The organism is Solibacillus sp. FSL W7-1464, from assembly GCF_038004425.1.
Classification (GTDB): Bacteria; Bacillota; Bacilli; order Bacillales_A; family Planococcaceae; genus Solibacillus.
The window spans coordinates 3,910,069-3,925,166 of the sequence record NZ_JBBORC010000001.1 but is presented as its reverse complement, the minus strand read 5'-3'; the positions used below and the strand labels follow the sequence as shown (position 1 = coordinate 3,925,166).

Annotated in this window: 17 protein-coding genes; 16 read left to right on the top strand and 1 reads right to left on the bottom strand. The window is 38.2% G+C overall.

Going from position 1 to position 15,098, the window contains the following annotated elements:
- The first annotated feature begins 688 nt into the window (after positions 1 to 688).
- From rpmH to MKZ25_RS19565, 11 genes are all read left to right on the top strand, one after another.
- Positions 689 to 823: a 50S ribosomal protein L34 gene (gene rpmH / locus MKZ25_RS19615; protein ID WP_340802939.1), complete on the top strand. Its 135-nt coding sequence runs from the start codon at positions 689 to 691 to the stop codon at positions 821 to 823.
- 95 nt (positions 824 to 918) lie between these two features.
- The gene (gene rnpA / locus MKZ25_RS19610; RefSeq protein WP_339174583.1) at positions 919 to 1,260 is read left to right on the top strand and encodes a ribonuclease P protein component; all 342 of its coding nucleotides are present in this window, start codon (positions 919 to 921) and stop codon (positions 1,258 to 1,260) included.
- 130 nt (positions 1,261 to 1,390) lie between these two features.
- Complete coding sequence (gene yidC, locus MKZ25_RS19605; RefSeq protein WP_340802938.1) at positions 1,391 to 2,173, top strand: membrane protein insertase YidC; 783 nt, start codon at positions 1,391 to 1,393, stop codon at positions 2,171 to 2,173.
- On the top strand, positions 2,174 to 2,938 hold the full coding sequence (jag, locus tag MKZ25_RS19600) for an RNA-binding cell elongation regulator Jag/EloR (protein WP_340802937.1): 765 nt from the start codon (positions 2,174 to 2,176) through the stop codon (positions 2,936 to 2,938). It abuts the gene before it with no gap.
- Between the two features lie 174 nt (positions 2,939 to 3,112).
- Entirely contained in the window at positions 3,113 to 4,498 is a 1,386-nt protein-coding gene (gene mnmE, locus MKZ25_RS19595; RefSeq protein ID WP_340802936.1) for a tRNA uridine-5-carboxymethylaminomethyl(34) synthesis GTPase MnmE, read from the top strand.
- Between the two features lie 27 nt (positions 4,499 to 4,525).
- The gene (mnmG, locus tag MKZ25_RS19590; protein ID WP_340802935.1) at positions 4,526 to 6,421 is read left to right on the top strand and encodes a tRNA uridine-5-carboxymethylaminomethyl(34) synthesis enzyme MnmG; all 1,896 of its coding nucleotides are present in this window, start codon (positions 4,526 to 4,528) and stop codon (positions 6,419 to 6,421) included.
- Between the two features lie 61 nt (positions 6,422 to 6,482).
- On the top strand, positions 6,483 to 7,199 hold the full coding sequence (gene rsmG / locus MKZ25_RS19585) for a 16S rRNA (guanine(527)-N(7))-methyltransferase RsmG (RefSeq protein ID WP_340802934.1): 717 nt from the start codon (positions 6,483 to 6,485) through the stop codon (positions 7,197 to 7,199).
- Positions 7,200 to 7,448: 249 nt separating this feature from the next.
- Positions 7,449 to 8,333: a nucleoid occlusion protein gene (gene noc / locus MKZ25_RS19580; protein ID WP_340802933.1), complete on the top strand. Its 885-nt coding sequence runs from the start codon at positions 7,449 to 7,451 to the stop codon at positions 8,331 to 8,333.
- Between the two features lie 219 nt (positions 8,334 to 8,552).
- Positions 8,553 to 9,314 (top strand): ParA family protein, encoded by a 762-nt coding sequence (locus tag MKZ25_RS19575; RefSeq protein ID WP_079523590.1) that lies wholly within the window; start codon positions 8,553 to 8,555, stop codon positions 9,312 to 9,314.
- Positions 9,307 to 10,152 (top strand): ParB/RepB/Spo0J family partition protein, encoded by an 846-nt coding sequence (locus MKZ25_RS19570; RefSeq protein WP_340802932.1) that lies wholly within the window; start codon positions 9,307 to 9,309, stop codon positions 10,150 to 10,152. The genes MKZ25_RS19575 and MKZ25_RS19570 overlap by 8 nt, the downstream gene beginning before the upstream one ends.
- 109 nt (positions 10,153 to 10,261) lie before the next feature.
- Entirely contained in the window at positions 10,262 to 10,969 is a 708-nt protein-coding gene (locus MKZ25_RS19565) for a DUF554 domain-containing protein (RefSeq protein WP_340802931.1), read from the top strand.
- On the opposite strand, the gene yyaC is transcribed toward MKZ25_RS19565, so the two are convergent.
- Entirely contained in the window at positions 10,886 to 11,512 is a 627-nt protein-coding gene (gene yyaC / locus MKZ25_RS19560) for a spore protease YyaC (protein WP_008408365.1), read from the bottom strand. The two genes, MKZ25_RS19565 and yyaC, sit on opposite strands and share 84 nt — an antisense overlap.
- 115 nt (positions 11,513 to 11,627) lie before the next feature.
- On the opposite strand from yyaC, the gene MKZ25_RS19555 reads away from it, so the two are divergent.
- From MKZ25_RS19555 to ssb, 5 genes are all read left to right on the top strand, one after another.
- Entirely contained in the window at positions 11,628 to 12,533 is a 906-nt protein-coding gene (locus tag MKZ25_RS19555; protein WP_340802930.1) for a mechanosensitive ion channel family protein, read from the top strand.
- Between the two features lie 3 nt (positions 12,534 to 12,536).
- Positions 12,537 to 12,737, top strand: a complete 201-nt coding sequence (locus MKZ25_RS19550; RefSeq protein ID WP_008408362.1) for a DUF951 domain-containing protein — start codon at positions 12,537 to 12,539, stop codon at positions 12,735 to 12,737.
- Between the two features lie 128 nt (positions 12,738 to 12,865).
- Positions 12,866 to 13,966, top strand: coding sequence for a redox-regulated ATPase YchF (gene ychF, locus MKZ25_RS19545; protein ID WP_340802929.1), 1,101 nt, complete (start codon positions 12,866 to 12,868; stop codon positions 13,964 to 13,966).
- A 209-nt stretch (positions 13,967 to 14,175) separates the two neighbouring features.
- On the top strand, positions 14,176 to 14,466 hold the full coding sequence (gene rpsF / locus MKZ25_RS19540; protein ID WP_340716834.1) for a 30S ribosomal protein S6: 291 nt from the start codon (positions 14,176 to 14,178) through the stop codon (positions 14,464 to 14,466).
- 38 nt (positions 14,467 to 14,504) lie between these two features.
- The gene (gene ssb / locus MKZ25_RS19535) at positions 14,505 to 15,062 is read left to right on the top strand and encodes a single-stranded DNA-binding protein (protein WP_014822353.1); all 558 of its coding nucleotides are present in this window, start codon (positions 14,505 to 14,507) and stop codon (positions 15,060 to 15,062) included.
- Positions 15,063 to 15,098 lie beyond the last annotated feature (36 nt).

Below are 15,098 nucleotides of genomic sequence, written 5' to 3'. Positions count from 1 at the left end.
GCTCTTTCTTCCTTTCATTAATTCATTTCACATTCGATTCGTATATTTAAATGACAAGGCTCATACTAACAAAAAAGTAGATGAGAGTCTTTTTTATGTGAATTTCCTTACAAATGCAAACTTTCCTGCTTACGAAAAAAGAAAGGCTCTGTTAAATAGTTAATAGGAAACAGAGCTATAAAATATATATTTTATAATTAAAAAGGAGTTCATACACATAACCACAAGTTGTGGATAAAGGTTGTTCTAGAGCATGGGAAATCTTTGTCCACAGATTATCAACAATTGTGGATAATATATTTCCCAGAAAAGAATTCCACAAAGTAAAACACAGTTATCGTATCAAATAAAGTTAGGTATTTCAATACTTAAACGATCTTATCCACATAATCATATGTTATATACATAATAGTTGTCCACAGGTTTGTTATATGTGAAAAACCTGTAGATAAACGTTGTGGATAATTTTTAAGAGCAAAAATACTATTCACAGCCTAAACTTAAATTATTTTTATGAATTGTGGATAAGTAGGGGGATAGAACAGCCGGAGGGATTATATAAGGTTTAAAGGGGAAAAGAGAAAAATAAAATTGAAGCATTGACAAATAGGTTTTATTCTTTATATAATATCATGGTCTGTATGTAGAGATAGATATAGTAACGCTCGAATTCAGGAGGTGTATATAAATGAAACGCACGTACCAACCTAAAAAACGTAAGCACTCTAAAGTTCACGGTTTCCGCGCTCGTATGAGCTCTAAAAACGGCCGTAACGTATTAGCTCGCCGTCGTAAAAAAGGAAGAAAAGTATTATCAGCATAAGTCCACTGAGCCACATCAGTGGTCTTTTTTTTCTTTTATCGTTGTTGAATGAGCAAAAAAAGTACCAATGATTAGATGGAGCAGGTGAATGGATCATGAATAAACGCCAACGTATAAAGAAAAATGAAGATTTTCAAAAGGTGTTTAAAAAAGGTAAGTCGTTTGCGAATCGCCAATTTGTTGTATATTGCTTGAAAAAGGAAGAACAACAGGCGTTTCGTATTGGCTTATCGGTGAGCAAAAAAGTAGGAAATGCGGTCACTCGGGTTCAAGTGAAACGCTATATTCGCCAAGCTTTTCTGGAATTAAAAGATGAAGTAAGACAAGATATGGATTATGTTATTATCGCCAGAACGCAGGCGGCCACACTGGATTTTCACGAAACTAAAAAGAGCTTGCAGCATGTTTTAAAGGTTGCAAGAGTATATAAAGGATAGTTACACAATTAATTGTTTATCATTTAATGCCCAAAACTTTGAATTTACAGAACAATTAGTAGTGTACCAACGTCCGTAATGGTAAAATATTGTCATAAAATTGAATAGGTTTGCTTTAGGAGGAAGAAGGTTGAAGAAAAATTTATGGATAATGCTGTCACTTGTATCAGTAGTATTACTGCTATCAGGCTGTACAGAATTTGACCAACCAATTTCATCTGAAAGTGATGGCTTTTGGAATGAGTATATTGTTTGGCCATTAGTATCATTTATCAAGCTTTTTGCTGATATGTTTGAAGGTAATGCTGCGAATTATGCATTTGCAATTATTATCGTAACTGTTATTATTCGTCTAATCATTCTGCCTTTAACTATCAAACAAGTAAAAAGTTCTAAGAAAATGCAGGAAATGCAACCGAAGTTGAAAGAGCTCCAAGCAAAATACAGCTCAAAAGACGCGGCAACTCAACAAAAATACCAGCAGGAAATGATGCAGTTAATGCAGACTTCAGGTGTTAACCCATTAGCTGGATGTTTACCGATTCTTATCCAGATGCCGATCTTAATCGGTTTCTATCATGCGATTAGCCGTATGAATGCAACACCGGATGCATTTGAATTAGGGACATTTTTATCGGTTCCATTAGCGGAGCCAAGTATTGTATTTGCTGTTATCGCAGGTCTTATCCAGTATGTTGTATTAATGACTGGACCAGCCGTAGATAACCCGCAAATGAAAATCATGATGTACATCATGCCATTAATGATTGTTGGTTTCGGTATTATTTTACCAGCCGCGTTATCATTATATTGGGTAGTCGGAAACTTTGTATCTGTATTACAAAACCTTGTTATTTACAAACCTTGGAATAAAAATAAACCGGATGCTACCGATGCTAAAGGGGCGAAATAAGTGAAACAAACTACGCAAATAGGCGCAACAGTAGAAGAAGCGATCTCATTAGCGTTACAAAAGCTTGGCCATACTCGTGAACAAGTTGATGTGGAAGTTTTACAAGAGGGTAAAAAAGGATTTTTAGGTTTTGGGGCACGAAATGCTGAAGTTCGTGTCACTGTAAAGGAAATTGTTCAGCAGCAAGTGGATCAAGAGAAGACTTCAGATTCTGCATCTGATGTGGAAGAACTGACAATTGTCGAAAAAACAATCGAGAATGAGCCGGTTTCAGCTAATGAAGATCAACACATTCACCATGAACAACAACAAGTGGATCCCATTGAAGAAGCAAAACAGTATTTAACGAATATTGCTTTGGGAATGGGAATTACAGATTTAACAATTGACCATGAAACAGATGGTAAACATGTTTCATTTAAGTTATCGAGCGAGAAAGCAGCGTTATTAATTGGAAAGCGTGGTCTTACATTAAACTCGCTACAACATTTAACTCAGCTCATTCTTAATAAAACAGCCAAATCGTTTATGATTTTACAAATGGATGTGGAGGATTATCGTGAGCGACGTCAAGCAGCACTTGAACAGCTGGCATTACGCATGGCGGACAAGGCAATTCGAACACGAAAATCCGTATCCTTTGAACCAATGGCCTCTTATGAACGGAAAATTATTCATAATGCTTTGGCGAATCGAATAGATATCGAAACGCACTCGGAAGGTGTCGAACCAAATCGATATTTAGTCATTGAGCCAGTAAAATAATATACAGACAGATTTCGACCTATTCTTTTGGATAGGTCGTTTTTTTAATGAAAGATGCAACCAAATCTACATTACTTTAGATTTTAATAAAAATATGTTAGTCTAAATTGTTAGTTAGTATAGCACGGATGTGATTTATCCACATGTGGATAACACTGAAATAGGAGGATATAAATGGAATTCGATACGATTGCTGCGATTTCCACTCCAATGGGAGAAGGAGCTATTGCGATTGTTCGTCTGAGCGGCGATGAGGCGGTAGCGATTGCAGATAAAATATTTAAATCACCAAATCATAAACGTCTGACGGAAGTTGCGACACATACGATCCATTACGGACATTTGATCGACCCGAAAACTGATGAAGTGGTAGAGGAAGTTATGTTGAGCCTGATGCGCGGACCTAAAACGTTTACGCGTGAAGATGTTGTCGAGATCAATTGTCATGGCGGTATTGTGTCTGTGAACCGAGTACTGCAGCTTGTATTACGCTACGGTGCACGCTTAGCAGAGCCTGGGGAATTTACGAAACGTGCATTTTTAAATGGCCGTATTGACTTGTCACAGGCAGAAGCGGTAATGGATTTAATTCGTGCGAAAACCGATCGTGCGATGAACGTTGCGCTCGGTCAGATGGATGGAAAGCTTTCCCGTCTTATTACAACTTTGCGCCAGGCATTATTAGAGACGTTGGCACAAGTGGAAGTAAATATTGATTATCCGGAATATGACGATGTAGAAGAAATGACGATTCCTGTACTTCTTGAAAAATGCGGTTGGGTACGGGAGGAAATTATTAAATTACTTCAAACGTCATCTCAAGGTAAAATTTTGCGTGAAGGTTTATCTACCGTTATTTTAGGACGTCCAAACGTAGGTAAATCATCTCTTTTAAATAGTTTAGTTCAAGAAAATAAAGCGATTGTAACCGACATTGCAGGCACGACTCGTGATATTATTGAAGAATACGTAAACGTACGTGGAGTTCCTTTACGTTTAGTTGATACGGCAGGTATACGTGAAACAGAAGATATCGTCGAACGAATTGGTGTTGAGCGTTCAAGAGAGGCTTTAAAAGATGCTGATCTAATATTGCTTGTATTAAATTACGGAGAAGAGCTTACAGAAGAAGATGAGCGCCTTTTTGAAACGATTTCTGCGATGGATTATATTGTCGTTGTCAACAAGACAGATATCGAACGTAAAATCGATTTAAACCGTGTTCATGAATTGGCTGGAAAACATCGTGTAGTAACGACTTCGTTATTGAAAGAAGAAGGTGTAATCGAACTGGAAGAAGCGATTGCAGCATTGTTCTTTGAAGGGCAAGTGGAAGCGAATGATTTAACATATGTATCAAATGCGCGACATATTGCGCTATTGCACCAAGCACAACAGGTAATTGAAGATGCGCTTGCTGCAGCGCAAGTCGGTGTACCTGTCGATATGATTCAAATCGATGTGACACGTACATGGGAGATTCTTGGTGAAATTATTGGAGATACTGTACAGGAAAGCTTAATTAATCAGCTATTCTCGCAGTTCTGTTTAGGGAAATAAATCGGAATAAAAGAGAGGAAGAACAACATGTCAATACAATACGAAGCAGGTAATTTTGACGTAATCGTTGTTGGTGCAGGACATGCAGGTGTGGAATCTGCATATGCAGCTGCGAAAATGGGTGCTAAAACACTCATGCTTACAATTAACTTAGATATGATTGCATTTATGCCATGTAATCCTTCGGTCGGCGGACCTGCAAAAGGAATCGTTGTTCGTGAAATTGATGCACTTGGCGGTTTAATGGGACGCATTATCGATAAAACACATATTCAAATGCGTATGTTAAATACCGGGAAAGGTCCGGCAGTACGCGCTTTACGGGCACAAGCGGATAAATTCCAATATCAGCATGAAATGAAACGGGTTTTGGAAGAAGAAGAGAACCTTCAAATTCATCAGGCAATGGTCGATGAACTAATTGTAGAGGATGGCGCAGTAAAAGGTGTCATCACACAAGTTGGTGCGATTTACCGTGCACCATCTGTCATTATTACAACAGGGACGTTTTTACGCGGGGAAATTATTTTAGGAAATCTTAAATATTCTTCAGGTCCAAACAACCAGCAGCCATCGATTAAATTAGCGGATAACTTAAAAGAATTAGGGTTTGACTTAATTCGTTTTAAAACAGGGACACCACCACGTGTAAACAACCGTACAATTGATTACTCAAAAACGGAAATTCAGCCTGGTGACGATGTACCCCGTGCATTCAGTTTTGAAACAACAGAATATATTATGGATCAGCTCCCTTGCTGGTTAACTTATACAACTGAAGAAACACATCGTACAATTGAGGAAAATCTGCATTTGTCTCCAATGTTTTCAGGGATGATTAAAGGGACAGGTCCCCGTTATTGCCCATCAATTGAAGATAAAGTAACACGCTTCAACGACAAACCGCGTCACCAGATTTTCCTGGAGCCTGAAGGACGCAATACACGTGAAGTATATGTCCAGGGGTTATCGACAAGCTTACCTGAACATGTTCAGAAGAAACTGATTGCATCGATTCCTGGTTTGGAAAATGCCGAAATGATGCGTGCCGGCTATGCGATTGAATATGATTCAGTTATTCCTACACAATTATGGCCAACATTAGAAACGAAAAAAATTCAAGGTCTTTATACAGCAGGTCAAATTAACGGTACTTCAGGCTATGAAGAAGCAGCGGGACAAGGCTTAATGGCCGGAATGAATGCTGCGGCAAAGGTTTTAGGCCGAGAAGAAATTATTTTAGACCGTTCAGATGCTTATATCGGTGTATTAATTGATGACCTAGTAACAAAAGGTACGAATGAGCCTTACCGTTTATTAACGTCTCGTGCGGAGTACCGTCTACTGTTACGTCATGACAATGCAGATTTACGTCTAACGGAAATCGGTTATAAAGCAGGGATGATTACGGAAGAGCGTTATGCGAATTTCCAACATAAAAAAGCACAGGTTGAACAGGAAATCGCCCGTCTGCGTCAAATTATTATTAAGCCGAATGCGACGACCCAAGAGGTCATCCGCAATGCTGGCGGCGCAGAGCTAAAAGATGGTATCCGCGGAGCAGACCTTTTAAAACGTACAGAAATGACGTATGATTTAGTTGCTTCCCTAACTCCATCAGAAGTGGAACTTTCGGATGATGTAAAAGAGCAAATTGAAATTCAATTAAAATATGAAGGGTATATTCAAAAAGCACTTCAGCAAGTAGAGAAAATGAAGAAGCTAGAGGATAAGAAAATCCCTGAAAATATCGATTATGATGCTATTCCAAGCTTGGCGACAGAAGCGCGTATGAAGCTGAAAAGTGTTCAGCCGCTCTCGATTGCTCAAGCATCGCGTATTTCAGGTGTAAACCCTGCAGATGTTTCAATTTTACTTGTTTATATTGAGCAAGGTAAAATTGCAAAAGTAACTACGAACTGAATGATGTGAGCGTCTTTATCCAAAAAAAGGCGCTCATTCTTTAATATGGAGGAGTCATTTTATGAACGAAAAGCAGTTTATCGAAGCATTGAAGGAAAAGGGTATTGAGCTTTCAGAACACCAGATTGCGCAGTTTAAAAAATATTATGAGCTTTTGGTTGAGTGGAATGAAAAGATGAATTTAACGGCGATTACGGATTTGGAAGGCGTTTATTTGAAGCACTTCTATGATTCGATCAGTGCGTCATTTTATTTTGATTTTACAAAAGTGACAACGGTTTGTGATGTTGGTGCAGGTGCAGGCTTCCCAAGCATTCCGATTAAAATTTGCTTCCCGCATTTGCAAATTACGATTGTCGACTCGCTTAATAAACGAATTACATTTTTAAATCACTTAACAAATGAGTTAAACTTGGATCATATGACATTTGTTCATGCACGTGCTGAAGAGTTTGGTCAAAATGCAGCATACCGTGAAAAGTTTGATGTTGTAACGGCCCGCGCGGTGGCACGTCTTTCTGTATTGTCAGAGCTATGTATTCCTTTAGCTAAAGAAGGCGGTTACTTTGTTGCATTAAAAGCTGCGGCAGGTGCAGAAGAATTAAAAGATGCGACAAAAGCCATCTCTACGTTAGGTGGAAAATTAATAGAGGAGTTTGCCTTCCATTTACCTGTAGAGGAAAGTGAACGATCACTATATGTATTTGATAAAGTGAAATCTACACCAAAAAAATACCCGCGTAAACCTGGTGTTCCCAATAAAACACCAATTAAATAAATAAGTTAACCAAATTTGAAATATATCCGTCTTTTGCTGCATATATATTTATATTTATGTTTTTTTAGTGGATAGAAAAATATAAGTTTATAATGAAATAAAAATGGGTAAAGACACTATTTTGTCCTTTTTCAGACGAATTCTGTCTTTCTCGTAAATTACTATTCATTGAACACTGTACATTTTTGAATGAATCAGAAATAATATTGTATATGAGGTAGACAGTTTCCTAAAGGTGGTGCCACACGGATGAAAAGTACTTTTTCACGTTTTTTCGGAGGCGGGAGCAAAGAGCCAGAAGTAAAAAGTGAAGTAGAAGTAATAGAGAATATCTCGATGGCTTCAGAAGAAGTAGTTAAAATTCCAATAGACAAAATCATTCCGAACCGTTATCAGCCACGTACAGTTTTTGATGATGAGAAGATTGAAGAATTAGCTAGAACAATTCATACACATGGCGTCATTCAACCAATTGTGATTCGTCCAATAGATAATGACGCAGATAAATATGAAATAATTGCCGGTGAGCGACGTTATCGAGCGATGAAATCCCTACAGTGGACAGAAGTGCCTGCTATTGTAAGGAATTTAAATGATCGGGAAACGGCGTCTATTGCCTTGATTGAAAACCTTCAACGCGAGGAATTAACAGCAATTGAAGAAGCGCTTGCTTATCAGCAATTATTAGGGTTACATCAGCTGACACAAGAAGCGCTTGCACAACGTCTTGGTAAAGGACAATCAACAGTAGCTAATAAATTGCGTTTATTAAAGTTACCTCAATTTGTTCAGGATGCTATTTTAAATCGTGAAATATCGGAACGTCATGCCCGGGCTCTAATTGTAATCAAAGATGAGCAATTACAAATGCAGCTCATTGCAGCGACGAAAGAGTTTGATTGGAATGTAAGACAGCTTGAAGAGCAAATTCAAAAAATTCTAAATCCAGATGAACCAGAGATAAAAAAACGTAAACCAAGCAGAAAAGCGATTAGCAAAGATGTGCGTATTGCTCTTAATACGATCAAGCAGTCGTTATCAATGGTGACGAAAAGTGGAATCAATGTAAAAACGGAGGAAGAGGATACAGATGATTACTACCAAATCACTGTTAAAATTCCGAAGAAAAAATAAATTATTGAACTGCCCGAAAGATCACGACTTTCTAGGCAGTTTTTTTAGTAGATTAGTAGAAGTAAGTTTTTTTAAAATAAATTTAGTTTCATAGCATCGTTTTCTAACATTTTTTGTTAAGATAAAATAAATAGTATTATAAAAGGAAGATTTAGTAAGCCGAGATTTTTAGACTTTAAAAAGATACCTAAATTGAAGTGATGAAAGCAGGTGCGGATATTGGGACGTATTATTGCGATAGCCAATCAAAAAGGTGGCGTTGGAAAAACGACAACCTCTGTTAACTTAAGTGCATGTTTAGCTTTTTTAGGAAAGAAAGTATTAATAATCGATATCGACCCACAGGGTAACGCATCAAGCGGATTAGGTGTACGAAAAGGTGATTTGGAAAGTTGTGTATACGACGTATTAATTAATGATGAAGATATTAAAGGCGTCATTCAACAAACAGATGTAGAAAATTTATATATTGTTCCTGCTACAATATCATTGGCAGGTGCTGAAATCGAGCTGGTATCCACAATTTCCCGCGAAGTTCGACTAAAAAAATCATTGCAGGAGATTAAAAATAATTTTGATTTCATTATTATTGATTGTCCACCATCACTTGGCTTATTAACAATTAATGCGCTGACTGCCTCTGATGCCCTGATTATTCCTGTACAATGTGAATATTACGCATTGGAGGGGCTAAGCCAATTGCTATCGACAGTCCGCCTTGTCCAAAAACATTTGAACAAGGAGTTAATGATTGATGGCGTGTTACTCACAATGCTGGATGCCCGTACGAATTTAGGTCTTCAAGTAATCGACGAAGTAAAACGCTATTTCCAAGATAAAGTATATCGCTCAATTATTCCGCGTAATGTAAGGTTAAGTGAGGCACCGAGTCATGGGAAACCGGTAATTTTATATGATTCAAAATCACGCGGAGCAGAAATTTACTTAGAGTTTGCAAGGGAAGTGATTAAAAATGGTTAAAGGTTTAGGAAAAGGGATTGATGCGCTTTTTCGTGAAGAGGCCGTACATAAAGAGGACCAGGTACAGCAAATTACAGTCGGTAAAATTTTAGCAAATCCATTTCAGCCACGTAAAATCTTTGATGAAACTGCAATTGAAGAGTTAGCCAGCTCTATTCGGGAACATGGTATCATTCAACCGATTGTTGTCCGTAAAAATGGAAGGAAATATGAAATTGTAGCAGGAGAACGCCGTTATCGTGCAGCGATTAGTGCTGGTTTAACGGATGTACCTGTCATTGTGAAAGACTTCAATGAGCAGCAAATGATGGAAGTTGCTATTTTGGAAAACTTGCAACGCGAAGATTTAACGCCAATTGAAGAAGCAGAGGCATACAACAGTTTAATTGTGAAACTGAATTTCACACAAGATGATTTAGCAAAACGATTAGGAAAAAGCCGTCCGCATATTGCGAATTTAATCCGTCTGTTGCAACTGCCGGAAGACATTCGGGACCTTGTCAATGAAGGAAAGCTCACAATGGGGCATGGACGGGCATTGCTTGGACTGAAAAATAAGCGACGCATACCTGAAGTGGCAAATAAGGTAATAAAAGATCATCTTAATGTTCGTCAGTTGGAAAAGTATATTCAAGATTTAAATGAAGCTGTTTCACGTGAAACAAAACCGACAAAAAAAGATATCCATACGCAGGCAACCGAGTCCCAATTACGTGATTATTTTGGTACACAAGTACAAATCAGAAAAGCCAAGAATAAAGGTAAAATCGAAATTGAGTTTTATTCAGATGATGATTTGCATCGTATTTTGGAAATATTAAATATGGAACAACAATAAAAAGTGCTGAGCGAAAAGTTCCAGCACTTTTTTTATGAACAGTTATAATATAAAAAGAATAATACATAAAGTTGAATTTGTCAGACAGCAAATAGAAAGAGGAAATTTCATGGTATTACTAGGTTCTCTATTAAATGCATTATTTATCATTATCGGTGCATTGGTCGGCCGTATCTTTAAAAATATTCCGGAATCCATGCAGCAGACAGTATTATCTATTATTGGTTTAGTAGTTGCGCTACTAGGAATCCAAATGGGATTGGAGAGTACAAATTTTATTCTCCTTATCATCAGTTTAATCATAGGTACGGTCATCGGTGAATGGCTCGATCTTGAAGGGAAGTTTAATCGTTTCGGTCAATGGATCGAGTCACTTTTTGGAAAGCGTGCACAAAAAGGAACGATTGCGGAGGGGTTCGTTACTGCAACGCTCATTTTTGTTATTGGCTCAATGGGCATTCTCGGTGCTCTCGATAGCGGCTTGCGCAATGATCACAATATCCTCATCACTAAAGGAATTATCGATGGATTTATGTCGATTATATTAAGTTCAACTTTAGGGATCGGTGTCCTACTATCGGCCATTCCAGTGTTTTTATATCAAGGCTCAATTGCGTTATTTGCAGGTGTCATTAGTACATATATTCCCAGTGAAGCACTGGATCTATTCATCACAGAAATGACGGCTACAGGCGGTATTATGATCATGGCAATCGGTTTGAATATTGCGGGATTAACGAAAATCCGTATAGCCAATCTGCTGCCAGCGATTTTGATGGTCGGGATACTCGTTGCGATTATTTTTCCGTTTCAGTAAATGGCGCTGCCATGCTAAAACAAGTGCCCGAACGATTTTATCACTCATAGAATACGTAACGTGCAGTCTCGTATTTTGTAATACTTTAGCTTCCATAAAGCCTCCTACGTTAACAATTCCCTTAACAGAAATGTTACCGATAGGGGGCAACTCCTTTTTCACGGCTTTTCCGGGATAAAGAGGACCCTGTTGGATTAGAATAGAACCAATCGCATTTGATTCACCTAAACATGCATCAATTGCAATAATAAATGGTTGTTCTTTTTCATTAATAAGCTGTTCGTAGCGCTCTACAATATTGAGTGCATGCAGCGGTGCCTGCAATGTTCCAACGACCGGAAACGGAAATGAAAAAGTTTGGTGCAGCTGGCTGCCGATAATCGGGCCTAGTGCATCACCTGTAGATCGGTCTGTACCGATACAGCAAAAAATAAGTTCTTCATGGTCAAACGGAATCGTTTTTAAAAAGATTTCGCTAAGCTCCCAAACAGCGCTCGTCTGTTCATAATGGACGCTATAATTTTGAGGACAGGCTTGTGTCATATTATCACTCCTTTAAATTTTTGATTTAAGTAGATTACTCGAGAAATAAGCTGAAATACGATATATTTATGCAGTATATTCAATTTTAAAGTTTGTTATACAAGAGGTGGTAAATTTGGAAGAAGATTTGAAATTAGATTTGGAAGAATTTTCTGAAACTGATTTAAAAGGACTCGCACACTATACGAAAAGGCTTTGGGATTATGTCACAAGTGCTGAGTTTTGGGATGCTATTATTATAGCCAGCGCGAAGATCCTGGCGATTATCGTTATTTCTTATCTTGTCGTTTTTATCGGCAAAAAGATAATCCACCGAGTGTTTATGCTGCGTGTAAGAACGAATGAACGTCGGCATCTTACAATTGTAAAGCTGTTGCAAAGCGTTCTGAGCTATTTAGTGTACTTCTCCGCCATTATGGGGATTTTATCGGCTATGAATATCCAAGTTGCCGGATTACTTGCAGGGGCCGGGATTGCTTCAGTGGCCATCGCCTTTGGTGCACAAAACTTGGTGAAGGATGTCATTACAGGATTCTTCATTATTTTAGAAGACCAGTTCGGTGTAGGGGATTTTGTTAAAATCAATACGGCAGAAGGTACCGTGATGGAGATTGGTCTTCGTACAACGAAAGTAAAGGGAGTAACAGGAGAACAATTTATTATTCCAAACGGCAGTATTGTAGATGTCATCAACTATTCCATCAATAACTCAAAAGCTACGATAAATATGCAAATTTCGCTCGATGCGAATATTGAAAAAGTGCAAATGGTCATACAAAACTATTTAGATACATTACCGGGAAAATATGAGGAACTTGTCACCGCACCTGTCTTTTTAGGTGTCACAAATACGACAAGCACAGAAGCGACAATTGCTATTACAATAGAAACATTACCATTACAGCAATATTCAATATCACGTATTATAAGGAAAGATGTAATCGACATCTTAACACGCAACGGTATCCCTCTTGCTGTACCGAAAATGATGTTTTATGAGCGAAATCAGGGAGGAGAATAATAGATGGAAGCAAAGCAGTACAGTCTTAATGACGTTGTGGAAATGAAAAAACAACATCCTTGCGGAACGAACGAATGGAAAGTAATCCGATTAGGTGCTGATATTCGCATAAAATGTGAGGGTTGCGGACATAGCGTTATGATTCCACGCCGCGAGTTTGAGAAAAAAATGAAGAAAATTTTACGCCAGGCAGAAGAAGTCTAAAAGCAAAATAGACTTTTAAGCCCGCAATCAATATAATAGACAAGGTTGTAAAATTTAATGGACAGAAAAATCCATAAAAGAATTAATAATAAATTTAAATGAACTGAACATAGAAAGGTTGTGTCAATATGGCATTAACAGCTGGTATTGTTGGTTTACCTAACGTAGGAAAATCGACTTTATTCAACGCAATTACCAAAGCAGGCGCTCTTGCGGCAAACTATCCGTTCGCAACAATCGAACCGAACGTAGGTAGTGTAACTGTTCCAGATGAGCGTTTAGACAAATTAACAGAATTAGTAGTACCAAAGAAAACAGTTCCGACAACTTTTGAATTCACAGACATCGCAGGTATCGTAAAAGGTGCTTCAACTGGTGAAGGTTTAGGAAACAAATTCCTTGCTCACATTCGTGAAGTAGACGCAATTTGCCAAGTTGTTCGTTGTTTTGAAGATGAAAATATTACGCACGTTTCGGGTACAGTAAACCCGATTGATGATATTGAAGTTATTAATTTAGAGTTAATTTTAGCGGATATGGAATCAGTGGATAAACGTATTGCCCGTGTAGCAAAAATGGCGAAGCAAAAAGATAAAGAAGCAATGACAGAAGAGCCGATTCTTCAAAAGCTGAAAGAAGTACTGGAAGCTGAAAAACCTGCTCGTGCGGCAGACCTTTCTGATGACGAGAAAAAAGTAATTAAAGGTTTACACCTATTAACGATTAAACCAATGCTTTATGTTGCAAACGTTTCTGAGGATGAGGTAGCGGATCCGTCTGAAAACAAGTATGTAAAAATGGTACAAGAATATGCAGCAGCTGAAGGCGCACAAGTAATTACTGTTTGTGCAAAAATTGAAGAAGAAATTTCTGAGCTGGAAGACGATGAGAAAAAAGAATTTTTAGCTGAATTGGGAATTGCTGAATCAGGTTTAGACCAATTGATTAAAGCTTCATACAGTCTATTAGGTTTAGCTACTTACTTCACAGCTGGTGTACAGGAAGTTCGTGCATGGACATTCCGCAAAGGCATGAAAGCACCACAATGTGCCGGTATTATTCATACTGATTTTGAACGTGGCTTTATCCGTGCTGAAACGGTTGCATTTACGGACTTAGTGGAATACGGTTCAAAACCTGCTGCAAAAGAAGCGGGCCGTGTACGCGCTGAAGGTAAAGAATATGTGGTACAAGACGGCGATGTATTGGAATTCCTATTTAACGTATAATTAGTAGACGCTTTGTGAGTAGAAATAATACTCGCAAAGCGTTTATTTCTATATGAAATAATCTATTTTTTCATTAATATTAAAGACGTATACAGTTGCATAGAAATAACAACTATGATACAATTCATTGATGTGAGTAATAGAAGTTACTTACTCCTTGCTCCCTATTTTGTAGGAGAGCCCAAGTCCATAAGGAGGTGCAAACACAAATGAGAAAGTACGAATTAATGTACATCATCCGCCCAAACATTGAAGAAGAAGCGAAGAAAGCTTTAGTAGAGCGTTTCCAAGAAATCTTAACTTCAAATGGTGCAGAAATCACAGAAGCAAAAGATTGGGGTAAGCGTCGTTTAGCTTACGAAATCAATGACTTCCGCGAAGGTTTCTACCAAATCGTGAAAGTTAACGCTGGTACTGAAGCTATCAACGAATACACTCGTCTAGCTAACATCAGCGAAGACATCATCCGTCACATCGCAGTACGCGAAGAAGAAAAATAATTTTTAAACTTAAATGCTGAAAAAAGGAGGGCGCATTGATGATTAACCGTGTCGTACTAGTCGGAAGGCTTACAAAGGATCCAGAGCTTCGTTACACACCGAGTGGAGTTCCAATGGCACGTTTTACGATTGCCGTAAACCGTACATTTTCGAGCCAGTCGGGTGAACGCGAAGCAGATTTCATAGGCTGTATTGCCTGGAGAAAACAAGCCGAAAACTTGGCAAACTTCATGAGAAAAGGAAGTTTGATTGGTGTAGAGGGTCGTATTCAAACAGGTAGCTTTGAAGGACAAGATGGAAAGCGTGTGTATACTACAGATGTCGTTGCTGATTCAGTGCAGTTCCTGGAACCACGTGGAGGAGCTAATGCATCACAAGGTGCACCAAGCCAACAATATAGCGGTGGGCAAAATTATGGTGGTCAGCCATCTTATAATCAGCCTAACCAACAATTTGGGGGCGCACAATCACAGGATTCTTACGGTTCTTATCAACAGCCAGCTCAAAATCAGCAAAATTATACACGTGTAGATGAGGATCCATTTGCTAACAGTAAAGGACCGATTGAAGTTTCTGAAGACGATTTACCGTTCTAAGAACTTCACATCTATAATTAAAAATTAAAAGGAGGA

Coding starts and splice junctions, on each gene's coding strand:
- mnmE (WP_340802936.1), top strand. CDS start 3,113: ATGGAATTCGATACGATTGCTGCGATTTCCACTCCAATGGGAGAAGGA.
- rsmG (WP_340802934.1), top strand. CDS start 6,483: ATGAACGAAAAGCAGTTTATCGAAGCATTGAAGGAAAAGGGTATTGAG.
- rpsF (WP_340716834.1), top strand. CDS start 14,176: ATGAGAAAGTACGAATTAATGTACATCATCCGCCCAAACATTGAAGAA.
- yyaC (WP_008408365.1), bottom strand. CDS start 11,512: ATGACACAAGCCTGTCCTCAAAATTATAGCGTCCATTATGAACAGACG.
- MKZ25_RS19550 (WP_008408362.1), top strand. CDS start 12,537: ATGGAAGCAAAGCAGTACAGTCTTAATGACGTTGTGGAAATGAAAAAA.
- ssb (WP_014822353.1), top strand. CDS start 14,505: ATGATTAACCGTGTCGTACTAGTCGGAAGGCTTACAAAGGATCCAGAG.
- mnmG (WP_340802935.1), top strand. CDS start 4,526: ATGTCAATACAATACGAAGCAGGTAATTTTGACGTAATCGTTGTTGGT.
- MKZ25_RS19570 (WP_340802932.1), top strand. CDS start 9,307: ATGGTTAAAGGTTTAGGAAAAGGGATTGATGCGCTTTTTCGTGAAGAG.
- rnpA (WP_339174583.1), top strand. CDS start 919: ATGAATAAACGCCAACGTATAAAGAAAAATGAAGATTTTCAAAAGGTG.
- MKZ25_RS19565 (WP_340802931.1), top strand. CDS start 10,262: ATGGTATTACTAGGTTCTCTATTAAATGCATTATTTATCATTATCGGT.
- noc (WP_340802933.1), top strand. CDS start 7,449: ATGAAAAGTACTTTTTCACGTTTTTTCGGAGGCGGGAGCAAAGAGCCA.
- rpmH (WP_340802939.1), top strand. CDS start 689: ATGAAACGCACGTACCAACCTAAAAAACGTAAGCACTCTAAAGTTCAC.
- ychF (WP_340802929.1), top strand. CDS start 12,866: ATGGCATTAACAGCTGGTATTGTTGGTTTACCTAACGTAGGAAAATCG.